This window comes from Winogradskyella pulchriflava, from assembly GCF_042434315.1.
GTDB lineage: Bacteria > Bacteroidota > Bacteroidia > Flavobacteriales > Flavobacteriaceae > Winogradskyella > Winogradskyella pulchriflava.
Genome location: NZ_JBHLTQ010000001.1, coordinates 793,176 through 812,205, shown reverse-complemented (window position 1 = coordinate 812,205; position 19,030 = coordinate 793,176). Strand labels below are relative to the sequence as shown.

Here is a 19,030-nt window from a genome sequence, read left to right as displayed (position 1 = left end):
AACTTATTAGTTATGGAAATTGTTCAATTTATACATTCAAAATGGGCTTATTTAGTACTTTTAGTATTAATAATTGCCACTTTTAACGCACTTATTAAATTTTTCGGTGATAAGGAATTTGATGCCAAAGACTTTAGAATTTCATTATTTGCTCTGATTACAATGCACATTCAATTATTAATTGGTATTGTTCTGTTTTTTATGAAAGATTATTTTGGTACTATAAGTGAAGTTGGAGGTATGGGCGAAGTAATGAAAAATTCTGCCTTAAGAAACCTAATTGTAGAGCATCCGCTTACAATGATTATTGCTGTTGCGTTAGTAACCATTGGTTATTCTAAACACAAAAAGAAATTAACTTCTAAACCAAAATTTAAGATGTTAGCAATCTTCTATACCATTGCTTTAGTTTTAGTATTGGCAAAAATTCCTTGGGATCTTTGGTTTAAAGCTTAAATAAAATCGCAAAAAAAGCGTCCAGAATTTTGTTCTGGACGCTTTTTTTTTTACCTAATTACTGTTTAATTCTCAGTTTTTGGTTCTTCGTCTTTTACTTCCTTAATAAGGTAAATATAAACCGGAAAGTGATCACTAAATCCATCCGTAAAACCTCCGTCTGCAAAACTTCTAAAAGGATAACCTTTATATCTTCCTCTTTTATTTGTTAAGTAATGTTTATTAAAAATACCTGCTTTATAAAATCGGAATGAAGAATAGTCTTTTTCTAAAAATGGTTGCGTAATTAAAACCATATCAAACAAACTCCATGCATCTCTATAACCTGTAGTGCCCAGGCCCATTTTTTTGTATTGATTTTCAAAAGGGTTATATATGCCTTTAAGAGGTATTTTGTCCTTATCTGCCTTGGCTTTTAAAGCCTTTTTAAAACTTGCATTTGTTGGGTTATCATTAAAATCACCCATTGTTATAACCTTAGCGTAAGGATCTATGGATTGTAAAGAGTCAATAATACGTTTATTTAATTTTGCTGCTCCAACTCTTTTTGACCTACTTCTTGCTTCTCCACCACTTCTCGAAGGCCAGTGATTTACTATTACATGAATTAAATCACCGTCTAGTTCACCACTAACTAATAATTGGTCTCTAGTATAAACACGATCTCTGGTTAAATCATCATAGATAAGTAATACATGAGAGCTAGAATCTTTAGGTTTAAATAATGCTTTCTGATACAATAAAGCTACATCAATACCTCTTTTGTCTGGAGATTCATAATGAATAATCCCATAATCTTTGTGTAATAATTGTGGGTCATTAACTAGATCTACTAAAACCTGTCTATTTTCCACCTCTGAAACTCCGATTAAAGCTGGAGTGTTATTGGTGTCTTCTGAACCAATATCTGCGACAACCCTAGCCATATTGCGAACTTTGTTCTTATAAACCTCTCCCCTTAAAGCTTCATTCATTTCCATAATTGGACTTGCCTCATCATATTTAATAGGGTCATTAATAGTATCAAATAAATTCTCTAAATTGTAGAATGCTACGGTATGAATTTTAAATTTCTTTTTTTCTTGCGCATTTACATTAAATAATGCCAAAAGAAATATTACAATTATAGTTAGATTAAATTTTTTCATTTAGTGTATGTTATGTTAACATTAATTACATTACAAATCTTGAGCCAAAAGTATATATTTATTATAAATAATGTAAATTTGCACGCCTTAAATAACTTTTATTTAATCTACAAAGACTATTAACTTTAATATTTAGTATGAAAAAAAGCTTAATTATTTTATTATTTGGAGTTCTTTCTTCCTTTACTATGGTAGCTCAAAGCACTATTATAAAGGGTAGCGTAAAAGATGCTACATCATCAGAACCAATTCCAGATGTAACCATAACTATTGAAGAAACAAATCTAACTACTCAGACAGATGGTTTAGGTGAATTTATTTTTTCTAGTAATGTTCCATTAGGAGAGCAGGTTTTAAGGTTATCTAAACCTGGTTACACTACAAAACGCTATCCAATTATAGTAAATGAGGGTAAGACCATAAACATTACGGATATGAGTTTAGATGTAGAACAATCTGCAGCCCAAGATTTGTTTACAATAACCTTATCGGATGACGAACTAAACAATGACACAAGTGGTGCTGATAACATTTCTGGCTTATTGGCCTCTTCGATGGATGTTTTTCAAAGAACTGCAGCTTTTGAGTTTAGCTCATCATTCTTTAGATTAAGAGGTTTAGATTCAGACAACGGTTCTGTTTTAATAAACGGAATTGAAATGAATAAAGTTTATAACGGAAGACCTCAGTGGAGTAATTGGGGTGGACTTAATGATATGGTTAGAAACCAAGTTCTTACATCTGGTTTAACACCTTCTGAGTACAACTTTGGAGGAGTGTTAGGAACAACAAATATTATTACAAGAGCTTCTAGTTATAGAAAAGGCGGTCGAGTAACTTACTCTTCATCTAATAGAAGTTATACGAATAGAATTATGGCGAGTTATGCTTCTGGATTGTTAGAAGGCGGCTGGTCTTATGCTTTTATGGCAAGTAGAAGATGGGGAGATGAAGGGTACCAAGATGCAACGTTATACGATGCTAATTCTTTCTTCGCTTCTGTAGAAAAGAAAATTAACGAAAAGCACAGTATTAACTTTACATCTATCTACGCTCCTAACAGACGTGGTAAATCATCTCCGAACACTCAAGAGGTTTATGACTTAAAAGGTATAAAATACAACGAGTATTGGGGTTATTTAGATGGTGATAAGAAAAATTCTCGTATCAAAGAAACTGAGGAGCCAATTTTAATGCTTAACCATTACTGGACTATTAATGATAAAACATCATTAAATACAAATGTTGGATATCAATGGGGAAAATTAGGTAATAGCCGATTAGATTATCCAGGTGGAGCAAATCCAAGCCCAGCATATTATCAAAATTTACCAAGTTATTTCTTGGCAGATAGTGATGGTCCAGATTATGCTGGAGCATACCTAGCCGAACAAAACTTTATAAACGATGGTCAAATTGATTGGAATCGTATAATTGATGCTAACCTTACTAATAACACAGGTGGTAGATATGCTGCTTATGCATTATATGAAGACAGATCTGATGACAGTCAGGTAACAGTAAGTTCTATATTCAACAAAGAGTTAACAGAAAACATCATATTAAATGCTTCTATAAATTATAAAAATTTAAAATCTGAAAATTTTGCTGAAATTATAGATCTTTTAGGAAGTAATACAGGTGTCCTTAATGTAGACTCTTTTGATGGTTTTCAATTTGATTTAAATAACCCAGACCAAGTTGCTTTTGAAGGAGATAAATTTAGATACAACTACAACTTGTATGCAGACATCATTTCGGGTTACGCTCAAGGTGTTTTTAAATACAATAAAGTAGATTTTTACTTAGCAGGAAGTGTTACTAAAACCGAATACCAAAGAGAAGGTTTATATAGAAATGAAGCCAACCAATTTAACTCTTTTGGAAAAGGAGAAAAATTAGACTTTACAGGATTTGGTGCTAAAGCTGGTTTTACTTATAAAATTTCAGGTAAACATTTATTAGATGTCAATGCAGGATACATTACAAGAGCACCATCATTACGAAACACGTATTCTAACTCAAGAGCAAACCATGATGTTGTTGGTACTGTAAATGGTGTAAACGTAACTGGTCAAGAAATTACTGAAGAAAAAATCTCATCTATTGATGCAAGTTATATTTTTAGATCACCAATAGTAAATGCAAAATTAACTGGTTTCTATACAAAAACTGAAGATGCCAATGAAATATCATTTTACTACGCAGATGGTATTGGAGGTTTTATAAATGAGCAAGGTAATATTGAAACCAACAACCTTGTTTCCGAGGTATTACAAGGTGTTGACAAAAGACATATTGGTGCAGAACTTGGGATTGAAGCACAGGTAACACCAACTATTAAACTAAAAGGAGCTGCATCTTATGGTCAATATACTTACGATAATAATCCTTATTTATATGTATCATCGGATGACCAAGCTGCATTTTATGGAGAATCAAATTTAAAGGATTATAAAGTTGCTGGTGGACCACAAAAAGCTTACTCAGTAGGTTTTGAGTATAGAGATCCAGATTATTGGTGGTTTGGCGCTACTGCAAATTTCTTTGCTGATACTTATGTCGATGTTAGTCCTTTATTACGTACATCTAGTTTTTATTTAGAACCAACAGATGGTTTACCAATGAACGACTATGATCCAGAAATTGCTGCAGAACTATTAAAACAAGAACGTTTTGATGACTATATGGTAATAAACCTAATCGGTGGAAAATCTTGGAAAATAGATGATTACTTTATTGGATTTTTTGCAAGTGTTGGAAACATCCTAGATAAAGAATATAAAACAGGAGGTTTTGAGCAAGGTAGAAATGCTAACTACAGAGAGTTGCTTGAAGACAATACGAACCCGAAGCGTCGTTTTGGACCTAAATATTGGTATGGTCGTGGCGCTAATTACTTTTTAAATGTATATTTTAGATTCTAAAAAAACTATGAAAAATAAATTTCAAATTATGAAAACAACTAAATTATTAACATTAATACTTGTTGCATTTGCAAGTATTACAATCACTTCTTGTGTAGAAGATGATGATTACTCAATACCTAATAGCTTAGGAGATGAAGAAAATGCTGGTTTAACAACCATTATGAACGAACTCGCTTCTGGAGATTTAACTGAAATCTCAATTACAGATTTAAAGAACCTTTACCAAACATATGAAGATGCTCAATCTGGTTTTGATTATGATCATTTTATACAAATTCCAGATGATTTAGTAGTAAAAGGTTATGTAACATCTTCAGATGCTACAGGTAATTTTTACAAAGAATTTTACATGCAAGATGCACCTGAAAATCCAACAGCTGCTATTGGTGTACTTTTAAATCAGGTAGACTCTTATAATCAGTTTAATTTAGGGCGCGAAGTATATATTAGACTGAAAGATATGTATGTTGGTTATAACTCAAACGAAATTATTTCTATTGGAGGTCAACCAGATGAAGATGAAGTTGGTCAATTTACTGCAAATCAAATTCCTAATAAAATTTTTAGATCTACAACTACTTCAACTATTGTTCCTCTTGAAATAAGCTTATCTGCAATTAATGAAAGTCATGTTGGTATGCTTATTATTGCTAATGATGTTCAATTTCCTGAAGAGTTAAGTGGAAGCACTTATGGAGATCCTTCTCAAGACTTTGACACTCAAAGAACCTTACAGGCATGTGAAGGTTTTGGTTATTCTAATTTTTCATTAGAAACAAGTTCTTTTGCTAACTTTTATTTTACACCACTTCCTACAGCTAATGGCGGTACTATTACAGCAGTTGTTTTAAAAACTTTTGGAGGAGATAATTTGGTTCTTTTATTAAATGATTTAAGCGATGTACAATTTGATAATGCACGTTGTACTCCTTTAGACATTAACGATTTTAATGTTGTTTTTCAAGACGAATTTAACAATTTAAATAACTGGACTACTTTTAATGTTACTGGTGCGCAAGTTTGGGGCACAACGAATTTTGGTAATCCAGCACCAAGTGCTTACATGAATGGTTATTCAGGTGGTGCTCAAAACAATGAAGATTGGTTAATTTCTAATGCTATAGACTTAACAAGTGTTACAAATTCATTCTTCTTTTTTGAAACAGATAAACGTTACGATGGTAATGATCTAGAAGTATATATGTCTACTGATTATTCTGGTGGCGACCCTAACTCTAACGGATCTTGGACACAATTAGATGTAATTATAGATCCAAATGCTAATAGCTGGAATACTTGGACTAACTCTGGAAACATTGATGTTTCTAGTGCAGACGGACAAATGCTTTATATTGCATTTAAATACACTTCAACTACAAGTGCTGCTGCTACTTTTGAGTTAGATAATGTTACTGTTTTAGGTTTATAAACTAAAAACACTGATTATATACAAAAACCTGCTTTGTAGCAGGTTTTTGTTTTTTAATGTATTTAAATATGTTAGACGGATTATATATTACCATCTTTAATCATTATAAGAAGACACTAGGCAAGCGTAGCCTTGGTATTGCACTCTTCTATATCAATTTCCTAGAGCTGTCAATTATATTAGCTTTAGCAGCCTTTTTTTTGGCTTTTGCTAGGCAGATGAAAATGTCTGTAATGTCTAGCGGTAAATTCTGGGTGCTATATAGTCTTATAGTTATATTCGTTGTATTTAAAAACTGGGTGCGTTATAACGGAAAGAAACGAAACATCCTTAACGCTAAGCAAAAACGTAAACAAAATTCCATTTATGCATTATGGTTATTACCCATAGGCTGCATTGCAATAGCGCTTATACTAATACAAGCACAATAAAAAAACGCTATCTTTTTCAGATAGCGTTTTTATTTTTTATTGGCTTTTAATTACTCAGCTTTTTTTTCTTTAGCACAACATGCTTTTTTACAGTCTGCTTTACAAGCTTTTTTTTCTGCTTCTGTTTTATTTGCGCAACAAGCTTTATCACAATCTGCTTTACATGCTTTAGTTTCAGTACTAAAGTCTTCTACAACCTTCATATCTTTTACCTTGTAGATATCAGCAACTTTTACAACTGTTTCTTCTAAAGTTTTTGGAGATACTTTAGCTTCATCGTACTCAACCATTGCTAAACGCTTATCAAAATCTACTTTTGCAGATTTAACTCCGTCCATTTTAGCCATTTTCTTTTCAATGGTTTTAGCACAACCCATAGCACATGTCATACCCTCAATTCCAAATTCCACTTTAGCATAAGTGGCATTAGGATCTAAAGATTTTGATACATCCTCACTTGTTACGTCTACAGCAATAGTTTTTACTTCTGGTGTAGTTTCGTTTTTACAAGATGCTATTGTTAATGCTAATCCAAAAAGAAATAATATGTTTTTTAATGTCTTCATTTATTTAAACTATTAAATTTTGGCTAAATCTAATAAATATTGATGTTTCTTGTGTAAGAATTAACGATTTTTGTGATTCTTTTATATTGTATTTGTATGAAAAATCCTAATATCAAATGGATTTACTTGATAGTGCTTTCGGTTATTTGGGGAAGCTCTTTTATTTTAATTAAGAAGTCATTGCTTGGACTTACGCCTTATCAACTTGGTGCGTTAAGAACTATAATAACAGGACTTCTTCTTTTTGCTTTTGGCTTTTCTAAATTGAAAAGCATCCCAAAATCAAAATGGAAATGGCTACTCGTTTCTGGACTTTTAGGGTCTTTTATTCCTGCATTTTTCTTTGCCATTGCCGAAACCGAAATAGATAGTGCGGTGGCTTCAATATTAAATTCGTTAGTGCCATTAAACACTATTTTATTAGGTTTTGCTGTATTTAAAATTGCATCAACAAAACGACAGGTGCTAGGTGTTATTATCGGTTTTATTGGTACTGCTATTTTAATCTTAAAAGGATCGGAATTGAACCCAAATCAAAATTACCTATATGCTGGTTTTGTTATAGCTTCTACTTTAATGTACGCTGCAAATGTTAATATTATAAAACGCTATTTACAAGACGTAAAACCTTTAGCTATTGCAGCAGGAAATTATGTCTTTATTGTAATTCCTGCATTAATTATTCTTTTGTTTAGTGGCTTTTTTACCTCTGAAACGTTTCATAATCCTAATCTACCTAAGGCATTACTATATGTTACCATTCTATCTGTTTTTGGAACTGCCATCGCTAAAGTGCTCTTTAATAAATTAGTTCAGATTTCAACACCAGTTTTTGCATCTTCCGTAACATACATTATGCCTATAATAGCTTTAATTTGGGGAGTGATAGATGGAGAGTCATTTAGCTTTATTCAAGCACTTGCTGCATCATTAATTTTGGTAGGTGTTTATTTATCTCATAAACGTAAAGCATAAAAAAAACCGAAGCTTTCACTTCGGTTTTAATTCTATTTTTTTAATGTTATTGATTCTTAGTCAAAATCAGCATCAGTAACACCTTCATTTACTTTTAAATCTTTTACAATGAAATCGAATTTACGAGGTCCCATTGTTTGAGAAATTTTGAATGGAAACATAATGCCTGCAACTTCTCTGTAATCACCATAAAATGTAGATTGAGATCCCATTGCAGAAGTTTTAACTTCTTTAATCTTTAAACCTGTTTCTACACTATAATAGACAGATGTTTCTTCATCAACTTTAACTTTATAAGCATTTTCACCATCTACCTTTTCAATCTTTTCTAATGTTACACCTCCATTAAGGTAATTAACTTCCGGGAAAGGAGATGACTCAGCTTTTGCTTCTTTAAGTTCGTCTTCAGTCATATCCTTACGTTGACCTTGCATAACCATATATCCTCCATCAACACCAACTACAGTTTTCATAACCGATTGACCCATTGCAGTTACTTCTTGTGCAAATTGATTTTTACTTGTTCTTTTCATTTCAAGATTCATCATCACACCTGGTTGTAATTCTGCTTCAGCTGTCATTTTAACTGAATTTACATTAGCTAAACGCTCTTTACCACCTATTTTTTCGATATAGGTGTTTAATACCTTAGCAACATCCATATCTGCTGGCATTGGAATTTCAAAAACTGGTTTATCCGTAGCGTTAGCAAACTTATCATAGTACTTAATAGGAATTCCTGTTTTTTCAAGATTTTCCAATACTTCTGATCCGTTACCTACAACAATAACTCTCATGTTTTCTGTCTTAAGGTATTTATTGGCAACTCTTTGTACATCCTCTACAGAAACATCTTTAATTTTCTGTAAATATGTTGAGTAGAAATCTTCTGGTAAATCGTTAAGTTTAATATTTAGAGCATAATTAGCAATAGTTTGTGGACGCTCTAAAGCCATTACAAAATTACCGATATACTTAGCCTTTGCATCTTTTAAAGTTTGAGGATCTACTGGCTCTGTTTTAATTCTATTAATTTCTTTTAAAGCTTCAACAACAGCACTGTCAGTTACCATGTTTCTAACTTTTGCAGTTGCATTAAAACGAGATGCGCCATATCTGTCTGTCCCTAAACTAGAATATGCTCCATAAGTATATCCTTTGTCTTCTCTAAGGTTTTTAAACAAGTAACCTTCTCCACCACCACCTAAGATGTTGTTAGTGATTAAAGCTGCATGATAGTCTTCATCACTCATCTTTAAGTTTACATTATTTGTAATAGAAATGTTAGATTGCGTAGCATCTGGCACATCTACAAAATTGATTTGTGTGTATTGTGCATTAGGATTTGGTTTTGGCACTGTAGAATTTACATCTACAGACTTAGTCCACTCACCAAAATGTTGCTTAATCTGTTTTTTAACATCTTTAAATTCTACATCACCAATAACAACTAAGTAAGCATTATTAGGGTTGAAGTACTTTTCGTAAAAAGCAACAACATCACCAAAAGTTACATTGTTAATGGTCTCTTCGGTTGTAAATTCACCATAAGGGTGATTTACTCCATACGATAAAGCTGCGCCAACTCTACTTGCAATAGCATCTGGGTTTTTAGCATCCGTTTTTAAACTTTCGAGAAGGATTGTTTTTTCTTTCTCAAATTCTTCTTCTGTCAAAAGTGGGTTTATAGCTGCACCTGCTAACAATTCTAGTATTCTATCAGAATATTTAGTTAACGACGTAGCAAAACCTCCACTAAATCCGAAATTTAATCGTGCTCCAAGAAAGTCGATCTCTTCATTAAACTCATCTTTAGAAATTGTAGTCGTACCGTTTCCTAACATGCTACCTAGTATGCTTTCTACTCCAGCCTTTTTGCCTGTAGAAATAGGCTGATTGTCAATTCTTAAAGAATAAGATACTCTTGGTAATTTATGGTTTTCTACCACTAAAACTTTTAAGCCATTTTTTAACTCAAACTCTTGTGGCTTAGCAATTGTAATCTCTGGTTCTGGACCAGCTTCTGGTTGTTTAGATCTATCTATTTGCGCACTTGCACCAATAGTCATTATAAATAATGCAAAAAATGCTACTATTTTGTTTTTCATGTTATATGCTGATTTCATCTTATTGTTCGTCTTTTTTAGGTAAGTATTCAATTTCCACACGCTGATTAGGGCTTAAATATTTTTTAGCCGCTTGCTGTATGTCTTCACGTGTGATAGATCTATATGTTTCTAACTGATTGTTAATAATGTTTACATCACCATATAATAAGTAATATGTAGCTAAAGAACTCGCTATACCTGCAACGCTAGAGTTAGAATTTACAAACTGATTTTCAAACTTGTTTAATAGTTTTTCATAATCACGTTCACTAATCAATTCGTTCTGAAGTTTTACAATTTCTTCATCCATTTCTGCCAATAAAGTCTCTAAACTCACATCTCCTAATGGTAAAGCAAATAGGGCGAAAATATTATAATCTACCTGACCTATATTTACAGCTTGTACTGCCAAGGCTTGCTTTTGCTCATCCATTAATTTCTTTTGTAATACTGAACTTTTACCATCACTTAAATAACTAGAAATCATATCCAACACATACGCATCTCTCGTTGCTTGTCCTGGTAATCTATAAGCCGCAATAATTGCTGGCACCTGGATATTCTTATCATATGCAGTAACCTTCTTGGTTTCAGTAATCGGTGTTTCCTTTGGAAAATCACGTACAACATCTGGACCTCTTTTAACAGCACTGAAGTATTCTTTAACCAATTTTTTAGTCTTATCATAATCAATATCGCCTGCCACAACTAAAACTGCATTGTTTGGCACGTAATATTTTTTAAAATAAGCATTAAACTCTTCTAGGGTAGCAGCATCTAAATGCTCCATCTTACCTATATTCTCATCTTTATAAGGATGAACTTCAAAAAGGCTCTCACCAATTGTTTTTATAAGTCCACCATAAGGTCTGTTGTCATAACTCTGACGTTTTTCCTCTTTTACTACTTCGTTTTGAGTGTCTACACCAACTTGATCAATAACAGGATGTAACATACGCTCAGACTCTAACCATAGTCCTAATTCTAATTTATTAGACGGAAAGATTTCGTAATAATAAGTTCTATCTTGAGAAGTGTTAGCGTTGAATGTTCCTCCATTTGCAGGAATTATTTTCATAAATTCACCACGACCAATATTTTCAGAACCCTCAAATAATAAGTGCTCAAAGAAATGAGCAAAACCAGTTCTTTCTCTATCACCGTCTTTTCCACCTACATCATACATTACAGAAGTAATTACAACAGGAGCTGTGTTATCTTGGTGCATGATGACATGTAATCCATTGTCTAAATCAAACTCTTGAAATTCTACTTTCTGCGCATTGGAATGAAACCCAACAAGCAACAAAAGTGCTAGAGTAAATAAGCTTTTTTTCATTATTAAATAGTGTTTAAGTTTTAAAAATTGTTTTAGTGTTTGTCTAAGGTAAATACCGTTTGTTACACAAAGCCTTGCAAAAATAAGGAATCATATGCCTTTTTTAACATAATAAAATGTGAAAACTGAATTAAATAGCTCTTAAAATTAAATGGTTAGTAATCAACCTTTTTAAAATCTCCATAGAAACTATCCTAAAAGCCTTAAAACGTTTGTAGATTAAGAATTTAGGAGTATATTTGCATCCGCTTTCTGAGAAAAGCGCATTTTAATTATTAAACAAATTAATAAAAACGTTACGCTATGTACGCAATTGTAGAGATAGCAGGGCATCAATTCAAAGTTGAAAAAGACCAAAAAGTTTTTGTTAACCGTTTATCTACTGAAGAAGGTAAAAACGTTTCTTTTGATAACGTTCTTTTAATAGGAGATGGTGACAAAACTACTTTAGGCGCCCCAGCTATAGACGGAGCACAAGTAAGTGCAAAAGTCTTAAAGCACCTTAAAGGTGATAAAGTGATAGTTTTCAAAAAGAAAAGACGTAAGGGTTACCGTGTAAAAAATGGTCACAGACAAGCCTTAACTGAAATCGTAATTGAAAGCATTGTTGCTTCTGGAGCTAAAAAAGCAGCTCCAAAAAAAGAAACTAAGAAAGCTGAACCGAAAGTAGAAGCGAAAGCTACTGCACCTAAAGCTGAAAAAGCTGCACCTAAGGCTGCTGCTAAAAAAGCATCAGGAAAAGCTGACGATTTAAAGAAAATTGAAGGTGCTGGACCAAAAGCTGCTGAGGCATTGGTAAACGCTGGATACGAAACTTTTGCTAAAGTTGCTAAAGCTAAGCCAGAAGAATTAAGCAATGTGCTTTCTGAAGCTAGCTCAAGATTAGCTCACATCGTTACAGATACTTGGCCAAAGCAAGCTAAATTAGCTGCTGAAGGTAAGTGGGATGAGCTTAAAGAATTACAAGATAGATTAGACGGTGGAATTGAAAAATAATTCCATTTAAGTATAACATTAAAACCTTAAGACAATGGCTCATAAAAAAGGAGTTGGTAGTTCTAAAAACGGTAGAGAATCAGAATCGAAACGCTTAGGTGTTAAGATTTTTGGTGGACAAGCTGCTGTAGCTGGAAACATTATCATAAGACAACGTGGTAACACACATCACCCAGGTGAAAACGTGTACCAAGGAAAAGATCATACTTTACATGCCCAAGTTGATGGTATCGTAAAATTTACTAAGAAAAAAGACAACAAGTCTTACGTTTCTATTGAGCCTTTTGAGGCTTAAGAAATTCTTTTCTTAAAACAATTTAAACCCTTTCTGTTTTCAGAGAGGGTTTTTTAGTTTGTTGTACCAGACCTTTCAGGTTTTAAAAACCTGAAAGGTCTCCAAAAATTAAATTACAATATTTAACGTTATATAGGTGTTAGCAACATAAACACCAACTATTTAAAATGAAAAGCATACTTTCCTTTCTTATATTAATTCTCATACTAAGCTGTAAACCCACTGAAAGTAAAACTCAACTACGTGCAGAGAACATAGTATTAAAGGAAAGAATTCGAATCCTTGAGGCTTCTGATACCTTGCATACCGAAGCTGCGGTGGAACTACAGAATATGAATGTGGTTTATAGAGGAGTTTCTAATCCTATTTATATTTCCAAGCCAAATACTTTGTCTTTTGAAGCTAAAGCACCTGGATTAACTAAAAAAGATAGCTTAGGTAATTATAATTTAAATCCTGGACAAGGAAATACCATAGATATTGAAATAAAATCTAAACTCAAGAATGGAGATTCTTTAACTGAAGTAAAAACCTTAAGGATTAAAGATATAAAACCACCTATAGGAACAATAAATAATATTGGATGCGGTTCTATGTGCGAATTGAAATTAAAAAAAGAGGAATTAACCGATGCTATCATTGGAGCAAAAATAAATGAATTTTTATTCGATTTGAATTTTTATGTGACATCATTTAAGATTAAAATGCCTCATTACAGAACAATCAAAATAGATGGCAACAAAATGAACGTAAGAGCAAATGATCTGTTCACTTTATTAATACCAAATGACAATATAGTTATTTTTGATATCTCCGTCTATATACGTGGAAGGTCTAATTATCGCTTAAAGAAAATTGCACCAATAATTATAAAAATAATTGAATAATCACTAAACAATTTCCATCTTCTTCAACAAAAAACTGGCATTCATATTTTGGCAAACTCCTTGCTTTAGTTTGTAATCAAAATAGAGTTCGTCGTTTATGATTTCTGCATCGAAGTAATAGTTCTTAACAGCTTCTAATTCCTTTTCGATTTCTGTAAGGCTTAAATCGTGTGTAGCTATAATTCCCGTGGCATTTTGTTTTACTAATTTTTCAACAAACTTTCGAGAGCCAATGGCTTTGTCTGTGCTGTTGGTGCCTTTTAAAATTTCGTCTAGAATTACAAAATAATTTTTATCGTTTTCAATAGTATCTACTACAAATTTTAAACGCGTAAGCTCACTAAAGAAGTACGAGCTATCATCAGTTAACGAATCTGTTGTTCGCATGCTTGTAATTAATTTTATAGGCTTGTATTTACTTTCCTTTGCACAAACCGGCAACCCAACATTAGCCATTACGATATAAAGTGCAACCGATCTTAAAAAGGTGCTTTTTCCAGCCATATTTGCACCAGTAACAATAAAGAATTGTTCTTCTTTTAGTTCTAAATCACTATCAACTCGTTTTTCTGAATTTAGTAAGGGATGACCTAAAGCTTCAGCTGAAATTGTTGTCGGTTCATTTGTAATTTTAGGATAGGTGAAATCTTGATGATTAAAAGCATAATTACCAAAGCTGTTATAGGCATCAAAGAAGGTGACCACTTCAAACCAGTCTTCAACTTTGTCTGCATATTTAGTAATCCACTGTTCTATTCGGTAACTGTTTCTAATATCTATTAAAAAATAACCGTTTCCTAAAATAGCCGAAATAAGGTTATTTCTATTATCCAATGCATCTAAAGCTTTTGAAAACTGTGAAAATATATCAGACGCTTTACGGTTTTCGGACTGGATTAGCTTTTGTTTGGTTTTCAATAATTCAGAATTAAACTCTGAAGTCTCAATAGCATTTAACAATAATGCATATTGCCTAAAAGTGTCCTTGGCTTGCTCAGTATGTTGAGCGAGTATATTTATTTTCTTTAAATAAACACCTGTAATTCCCATGCCTAATAACAACCAATAACCTATAATTGAAATCGGGATAATTTCAACAATTCCCAATACCAAAAGTACTATTGAAGCCATGCTAAAACCAATCGATAAGGCATACTGTATTTTACCTAAAAACGGCTGATAGTTCTTTAGCCATGTAATAGTTGATTTTGCAGAATGTTCTATTTCTACACCTTGAGCTACAGCCAAATAGTTTTGCCTCCATTTTGGCAATGATGCTAATTCTTGAATAGCCTCTTGCCTGTTTTCAATATGAGAAATATCATTTGCGAGTAATTGCTGCGTTAATTTTTCTGTCCCTTCTTTTATTGCAGTTCTGTTTAAAAATTGAAAGAAAGACCCTTTTCCAAATAAATCAATATCTAAACTATAAAAGTGTTTTGGATTTTGAAATTGCGCACCATCTGCTCTGTCATGGAAATCACCAGATGCAATCTTAATCTCATCTTCATTAATAACCACCAATCTTTTATGAAGTGCTCGTTTTGATTTAAGGTCTGTATATCTCGACAATAAAAACAAAAATATCGCTATACCCAAAACACCAATTACAGTCGCAACTTGCCACTGCTCAAAAGTGAAATAAATACCAACAGCAGCTAATATAAAAACAGAAAGTCTAAGCGTACTAAGCAAACTCATTTGCTTAAATAAACGTTTAGATGCTATCTGATTTAATTCTAATTGTTCTTTATAAAAATCATCTGGGTTTTGCATAATTTAGACTTGAAAACTAAAATTCCCAAGATAAGACATTACCTTGGGAATTTGATTTATTTGATATGCTGAAACCTATTCAGCATGAAAAATTCTATGATTAACCTTTTAGACTAGCAGCCAAATACTCACGATTCATACGTGCTATGTTCTCTAAAGAAATACCTTTAGGACACTCTACTTCGCAAGCTCCAGTATTGGTACAGTTACCAAACCCTTCTTCGTCCATTTGTTTTACCATATTTAAAACACGGTCTGTTGCTTCAACTTTACCTTGTGGTAAAAGTGCAAATTGAGATACTTTAGCACCAACAAATAGCATAGCACTTGAGTTTTTACAAGATGCTACACAAGCACCACAACCAATACAAGTAGCAGCTTCAAAAGCTTTATCTGCATCGTGTTTATTTACAGGGATAGCATTGGCATCTATAGTATTTCCAGACGTATTTACTGAGATAAATCCACCTGCATGTTGAATACGATCAAAAGAACTTCTATCTACAATTAAATCTTTAATTACAGGAAATGCAGTGGCTCTAAATGGCTCAATCGTAATTGTATCACCATCTTTAAACATTCGCATGTGCAACTGACATGTTGTGATTCCACGATCTGGACCATGAGCTTCACCATTGATGTATAAAGAACACATACCGCAAATACCTTCACGACAATCGTGATCAAAAGCTACTGGCTCTTCTCCTTTGTTTATTAACTGTTCGTTTAATACATCTAACATTTCAAGGAAAGACATATCTGGTGAAATATCGTTGACTTTGTAGTCAACCATTTTTCCTTTATCACTTGCGTTTTTTTGACGCCAAATCTTTAGTGTTAAATTCATTTCTTTAGTTTTTGGTTTTTAGTTGTTTGTTGTTAGTTGTTGTTGCCGTGAACTAACAACTATCAACCATAAACTATTTATTTGTAACTTCTTTGTTTTAATTCAATATCTTTAAACTCTAACTGTTCTTTATGCAAAACAGCATCGCTAGGTTCTCCTTTATATTCCCAAGCTGCAACGTATGCAAAGTTTTCATCATCACGTAAAGCTTCACCTTTTTGCTCTCCATCTAACTCTACAGAGTCTTCTCTAAAGTGTCCTCCACAAGATTCTTCTCTATTAAGTGCATCTTTAGCAAATAATTCACCAAGCTCTAAGAAATCTGCAACACGGCCAGCTTTTGCTAATTCTTCGTTGTACTCTTCGTTAGTTCCAGGTACTTTAACGTCTCTCCAAAATTGTGCTCTAAGTTCTTTTATTTCAGAAATTGCTTCAGTTAATCCTGTTACATTTCTAGACATACCTACTTTGTTCCACATGATTTTTCCTAATTTTTTGTGGAAATAATCTACAGAATGTTTTCCTTCATTGGTAACGAAGAAATTCAATCTATCACGAACTTCTTTTTCAGCCTCTTCAAATTCTTTGGTATCTGTAGAGATTGGTCCTGTACGAATATCATCAGATAAATAATCACCAATTGTATATGGTAATACAAAGTAACCATCTGCCAAACCTTGCATTAATGCCGAAGCTCCAAGTCTGTTTGCACCATGATCTGAGAAGTTAGCTTCTCCAATACAATATAAACCAGGAACAGTTGTCATTAAATTGTAATCTACCCAAATACCTCCCATTGTGTAATGTACTGCTGGATAAATCATCATTGGTGTTTCGTATGGATTTTGATCTACAATCTTCTCATACATTTGGAATAAGTTTCCGTATTTATTTTTAACAACTTCTTGTCCTAATTTCTTAACTAAAACGGCATCATTTTCATCTAAACCTTTAACGTGAGCTTGCTCTTTTCCGTAACGTGTTATTGACGAAGCAAAATCTAAGAATACAGCTTCACCAGTTGCGTTAACACCAAAACCAGCATCACAACGTTCTTTTGCAGCACGAGATGCCACATCACGAGGCACTAAATTTCCAAAGGCTGGATAACGACGCTCTAAGTAGTAATCTCTGTCTTCTTCTGCAATATCTTTTGGTTTCAATGTTTTGTTTCTAATCGCCTCAACATCTTCCATTTTCTTAGGTACCCAAATACGTCCATCGTTACGAAGTGACTCAGACATTAACGTTAATTTAGACTGATGATCTCCAGAAACAGGAATACAAGTTGGATGAATTTGTGTATAACAAGGATTTGCAAAATAAGCACCACGTTTGTGTGCTTTCCAAGCTGCTGTTACGTTACTTCCCATCGCATTTGTCGATAAGAAGAATACATTACCATAACCACCAGTTCCTAAAACTACAGCATGAGCTGAATGACGTTCAATTTCTCCAGTAATTAAGTTACGTGTTATGATACCTCGAGCTTTTCCACCTACAACAACCACGTCTAACATTTCGTGACGGTTGTACATTTTAATTTTACCACGACCGATTTGACGGTTCATAGCAGAATATGCTCCGAGTAATAATTGCTGTCCGGTTTGTCCGGCTGCGTAAAACGTACGAGACACCAATACTCCACCAAACGAACGGTTATCCAACAACCCACCATATTCACGAGCAAAAGGTACTCCTTGAGCCACACATTGGTCAATTATATTTGCCGATACCTCAGCTAAACGATATACGTTTGCTTCGCGCGAACGGTAATCACCACCTTTTACTGTATCGTAAAATAATCGGTATGTTGAGTCACCATCTCCTTGGTAGTTTTTAGCAGCATTAATTCCACCTTGTGCAGCAATTGAGTGTGCACGTCTTGGTGAATCTTGAAAACAAAATGCCTTAACATTATAACCTAATTCTGCTAAAGTTGCAGCAGCAGAGCCACCTGCTAAACCAGTACCAACAACAATAACATCAATGTTACGCTTGTTAGCTGGATTTACTAAGTCAATGTGATTTTTATAATTGGTCCATTTGTCTGCAATTGGACCTTTTGGTATTTTAGAATCTAAAGCCATAAAAGCTATTTTTTAGTGTCCTGTTAAATGATGAAATAATGCAATAAAGATGAATCCTAATGGAATTCCGATTGCATATACTTTACTGAATCCTTTTAATCCTTTTGTGTATTTATTATTTGCACCAATAGATTGAAATGCAGAATTAAAGCCATGTAATAAGTGTAGCGCTAAAAAAATAAAGGCTACTACATAGGCACCAACTCTAAGTGGACTGTGAAATTTCTCAACCAATTCGTGGAAATATCTGTATTCACCATTGTGCATACCAGACATGTCACCAACAATATACTTTGTGTTTATTTCTGGAATCCAAAAATCAATAAAGTGAAGTACCATAAAAGCTAAAATAGCTAAACCACTCCAAATCATGTTTCTGCTCATCCAAGTTGAATTGGCAGCACCATTATTTTTAGCATAGCTAATCTGTCTTGCTCTGTTGTTTTTTATCTCCAAAACAAAACCCATTACAAAGTGAAAAATCACTCCAAAAATTAATACAGGTTGGAGTAAATACTGAACTGCCCAAAACGTTCCCATAAAATGCGACGCTTCATTAAAGGCATCTGCACTAAATACAGAAAGAATGTTGATAGCAAAATGTTGTAATAAAAAAAACATTAGGAAGAGTGCCGAAAGTGCCATGGCAAACTTTCTTCCAATCGAAGAATTTAGAATTCCGCTCATTGTAGATCTAATCTTAATTTGTTAGTACTACAAAGATACAGCGCAAATGGGTTTTAGCCAACCTACGCTG

At 33.2% G+C, this 19,030-nt stretch carries 16 protein-coding genes; 8 read left to right on the top strand and 8 right to left on the bottom strand.

All coding sequences use genetic code 11. From position 1 onward, the window contains the following. Window positions 1-12: 12 nt before the first annotated feature. Entirely contained in the window at window positions 13-456 is a 444-nt protein-coding gene (locus ACFFGA_RS03565; RefSeq protein WP_386059750.1) for a hypothetical protein, read from the top strand. A gap of 65 nt (window positions 457-521) precedes the next feature. On the opposite strand, the gene ACFFGA_RS03560 is transcribed toward ACFFGA_RS03565, so the two are convergent. Continuing rightward, a complete protein-coding gene (locus ACFFGA_RS03560; protein WP_386059747.1) occupies window positions 522-1,604 on the bottom strand; it encodes an endonuclease/exonuclease/phosphatase family protein in 1,083 nt (360 codons plus the stop codon). 137 nt (window positions 1,605-1,741) lie between these two features. Between ACFFGA_RS03560 and ACFFGA_RS03555 the strand changes: the two genes are divergently transcribed. The 3 genes from ACFFGA_RS03555 (at window position 1,742) to ACFFGA_RS03545 (ending at window position 6,394) form a co-directional block, all read left to right on the top strand. Next, on the top strand, window positions 1,742-4,531 hold the full coding sequence (locus ACFFGA_RS03555; RefSeq protein WP_386059744.1) for a carboxypeptidase regulatory-like domain-containing protein: 2,790 nt from the start codon (window positions 1,742-1,744) through the stop codon (window positions 4,529-4,531). Window positions 4,532-4,559: 28 nt separating this feature from the next. Next, window positions 4,560-5,963 carry a DUF5689 domain-containing protein gene (locus ACFFGA_RS03550; protein ID WP_386059741.1) on the top strand — a complete coding sequence of 468 codons (1,404 nt, stop codon included), beginning with the start codon at window positions 4,560-4,562 and terminating at the stop codon, window positions 5,961-5,963. A gap of 68 nt (window positions 5,964-6,031) precedes the next feature. Further along, a complete protein-coding gene (locus tag ACFFGA_RS03545) occupies window positions 6,032-6,394 on the top strand; it encodes a hypothetical protein (protein ID WP_386059739.1) in 363 nt (120 codons plus the stop codon). Between the two features lie 50 nt (window positions 6,395-6,444). Here the strand turns inward: ACFFGA_RS03545 and ACFFGA_RS03540 are convergent, their stop codons facing one another. Further along, entirely contained in the window at window positions 6,445-6,960 is a 516-nt protein-coding gene (locus ACFFGA_RS03540) for a heavy-metal-associated domain-containing protein (RefSeq protein ID WP_386059736.1), read from the bottom strand. Window positions 6,961-7,056: 96 nt separating this feature from the next. On the opposite strand from ACFFGA_RS03540, the gene ACFFGA_RS03535 reads away from it, so the two are divergent. After that, window positions 7,057-7,935: a DMT family transporter gene (locus tag ACFFGA_RS03535; RefSeq protein WP_386059733.1), complete on the top strand. Its 879-nt coding sequence runs from the start codon at window positions 7,057-7,059 to the stop codon at window positions 7,933-7,935. Window positions 7,936-7,991: 56 nt separating this feature from the next. Here the strand turns inward: ACFFGA_RS03535 and ACFFGA_RS03530 are convergent, their stop codons facing one another. After that, complete coding sequence (locus tag ACFFGA_RS03530) at window positions 7,992-10,043, bottom strand: M16 family metallopeptidase (protein WP_386059730.1); 2,052 nt, start codon at window positions 10,041-10,043, stop codon at window positions 7,992-7,994. Between the two features lie 19 nt (window positions 10,044-10,062). Further along, window positions 10,063-11,382: a M16 family metallopeptidase gene (locus ACFFGA_RS03525; protein WP_386059727.1), complete on the bottom strand. Its 1,320-nt coding sequence runs from the start codon at window positions 11,380-11,382 to the stop codon at window positions 10,063-10,065. Window positions 11,383-11,685: 303 nt separating this feature from the next. Here ACFFGA_RS03525 and rplU point away from each other — a divergent pair, with 303 nt between their 5' ends. The 3 genes from rplU (at window position 11,686) to ACFFGA_RS03510 (ending at window position 13,560) form a co-directional block, all read left to right on the top strand. After that, window positions 11,686-12,378, top strand: a complete 693-nt coding sequence (rplU, locus tag ACFFGA_RS03520; RefSeq protein WP_386059724.1) for a 50S ribosomal protein L21 — start codon at window positions 11,686-11,688, stop codon at window positions 12,376-12,378. Window positions 12,379-12,412: 34 nt separating this feature from the next. Then, window positions 12,413-12,673: a 50S ribosomal protein L27 gene (rpmA, locus tag ACFFGA_RS03515; protein ID WP_299115548.1), complete on the top strand. Its 261-nt coding sequence runs from the start codon at window positions 12,413-12,415 to the stop codon at window positions 12,671-12,673. A gap of 167 nt (window positions 12,674-12,840) precedes the next feature. After that, on the top strand, window positions 12,841-13,560 hold the full coding sequence (locus ACFFGA_RS03510) for a GldM family protein (protein WP_386059721.1): 720 nt from the start codon (window positions 12,841-12,843) through the stop codon (window positions 13,558-13,560). Window positions 13,561-13,563: 3 nt separating this feature from the next. Here ACFFGA_RS03510 and ACFFGA_RS03505 read toward each other — a convergent pair whose 3' ends face one another. The 4 genes from ACFFGA_RS03505 to ACFFGA_RS03490 all read right to left on the bottom strand — a co-directional run bounded on the left by ACFFGA_RS03505 (window position 13,564) and on the right by ACFFGA_RS03490 (window position 18,960). Further along, window positions 13,564-15,336: a MutS-related protein gene (locus ACFFGA_RS03505; RefSeq protein ID WP_386059719.1), complete on the bottom strand. Its 1,773-nt coding sequence runs from the start codon at window positions 15,334-15,336 to the stop codon at window positions 13,564-13,566. Between the two features lie 100 nt (window positions 15,337-15,436). Next, entirely contained in the window at window positions 15,437-16,183 is a 747-nt protein-coding gene (locus tag ACFFGA_RS03500) for a succinate dehydrogenase/fumarate reductase iron-sulfur subunit (protein WP_386059716.1), read from the bottom strand. A 77-nt stretch (window positions 16,184-16,260) separates the two neighbouring features. Then, window positions 16,261-18,273, bottom strand: coding sequence for a fumarate reductase/succinate dehydrogenase flavoprotein subunit (locus tag ACFFGA_RS03495; RefSeq protein WP_386059713.1), 2,013 nt, complete (start codon window positions 18,271-18,273; stop codon window positions 16,261-16,263). Window positions 18,274-18,285: 12 nt separating this feature from the next. Continuing rightward, complete coding sequence (locus tag ACFFGA_RS03490) at window positions 18,286-18,960, bottom strand: succinate dehydrogenase cytochrome b subunit (protein ID WP_386059710.1); 675 nt, start codon at window positions 18,958-18,960, stop codon at window positions 18,286-18,288. Between the last annotated feature and the right edge of the window lie 70 nt (window positions 18,961-19,030).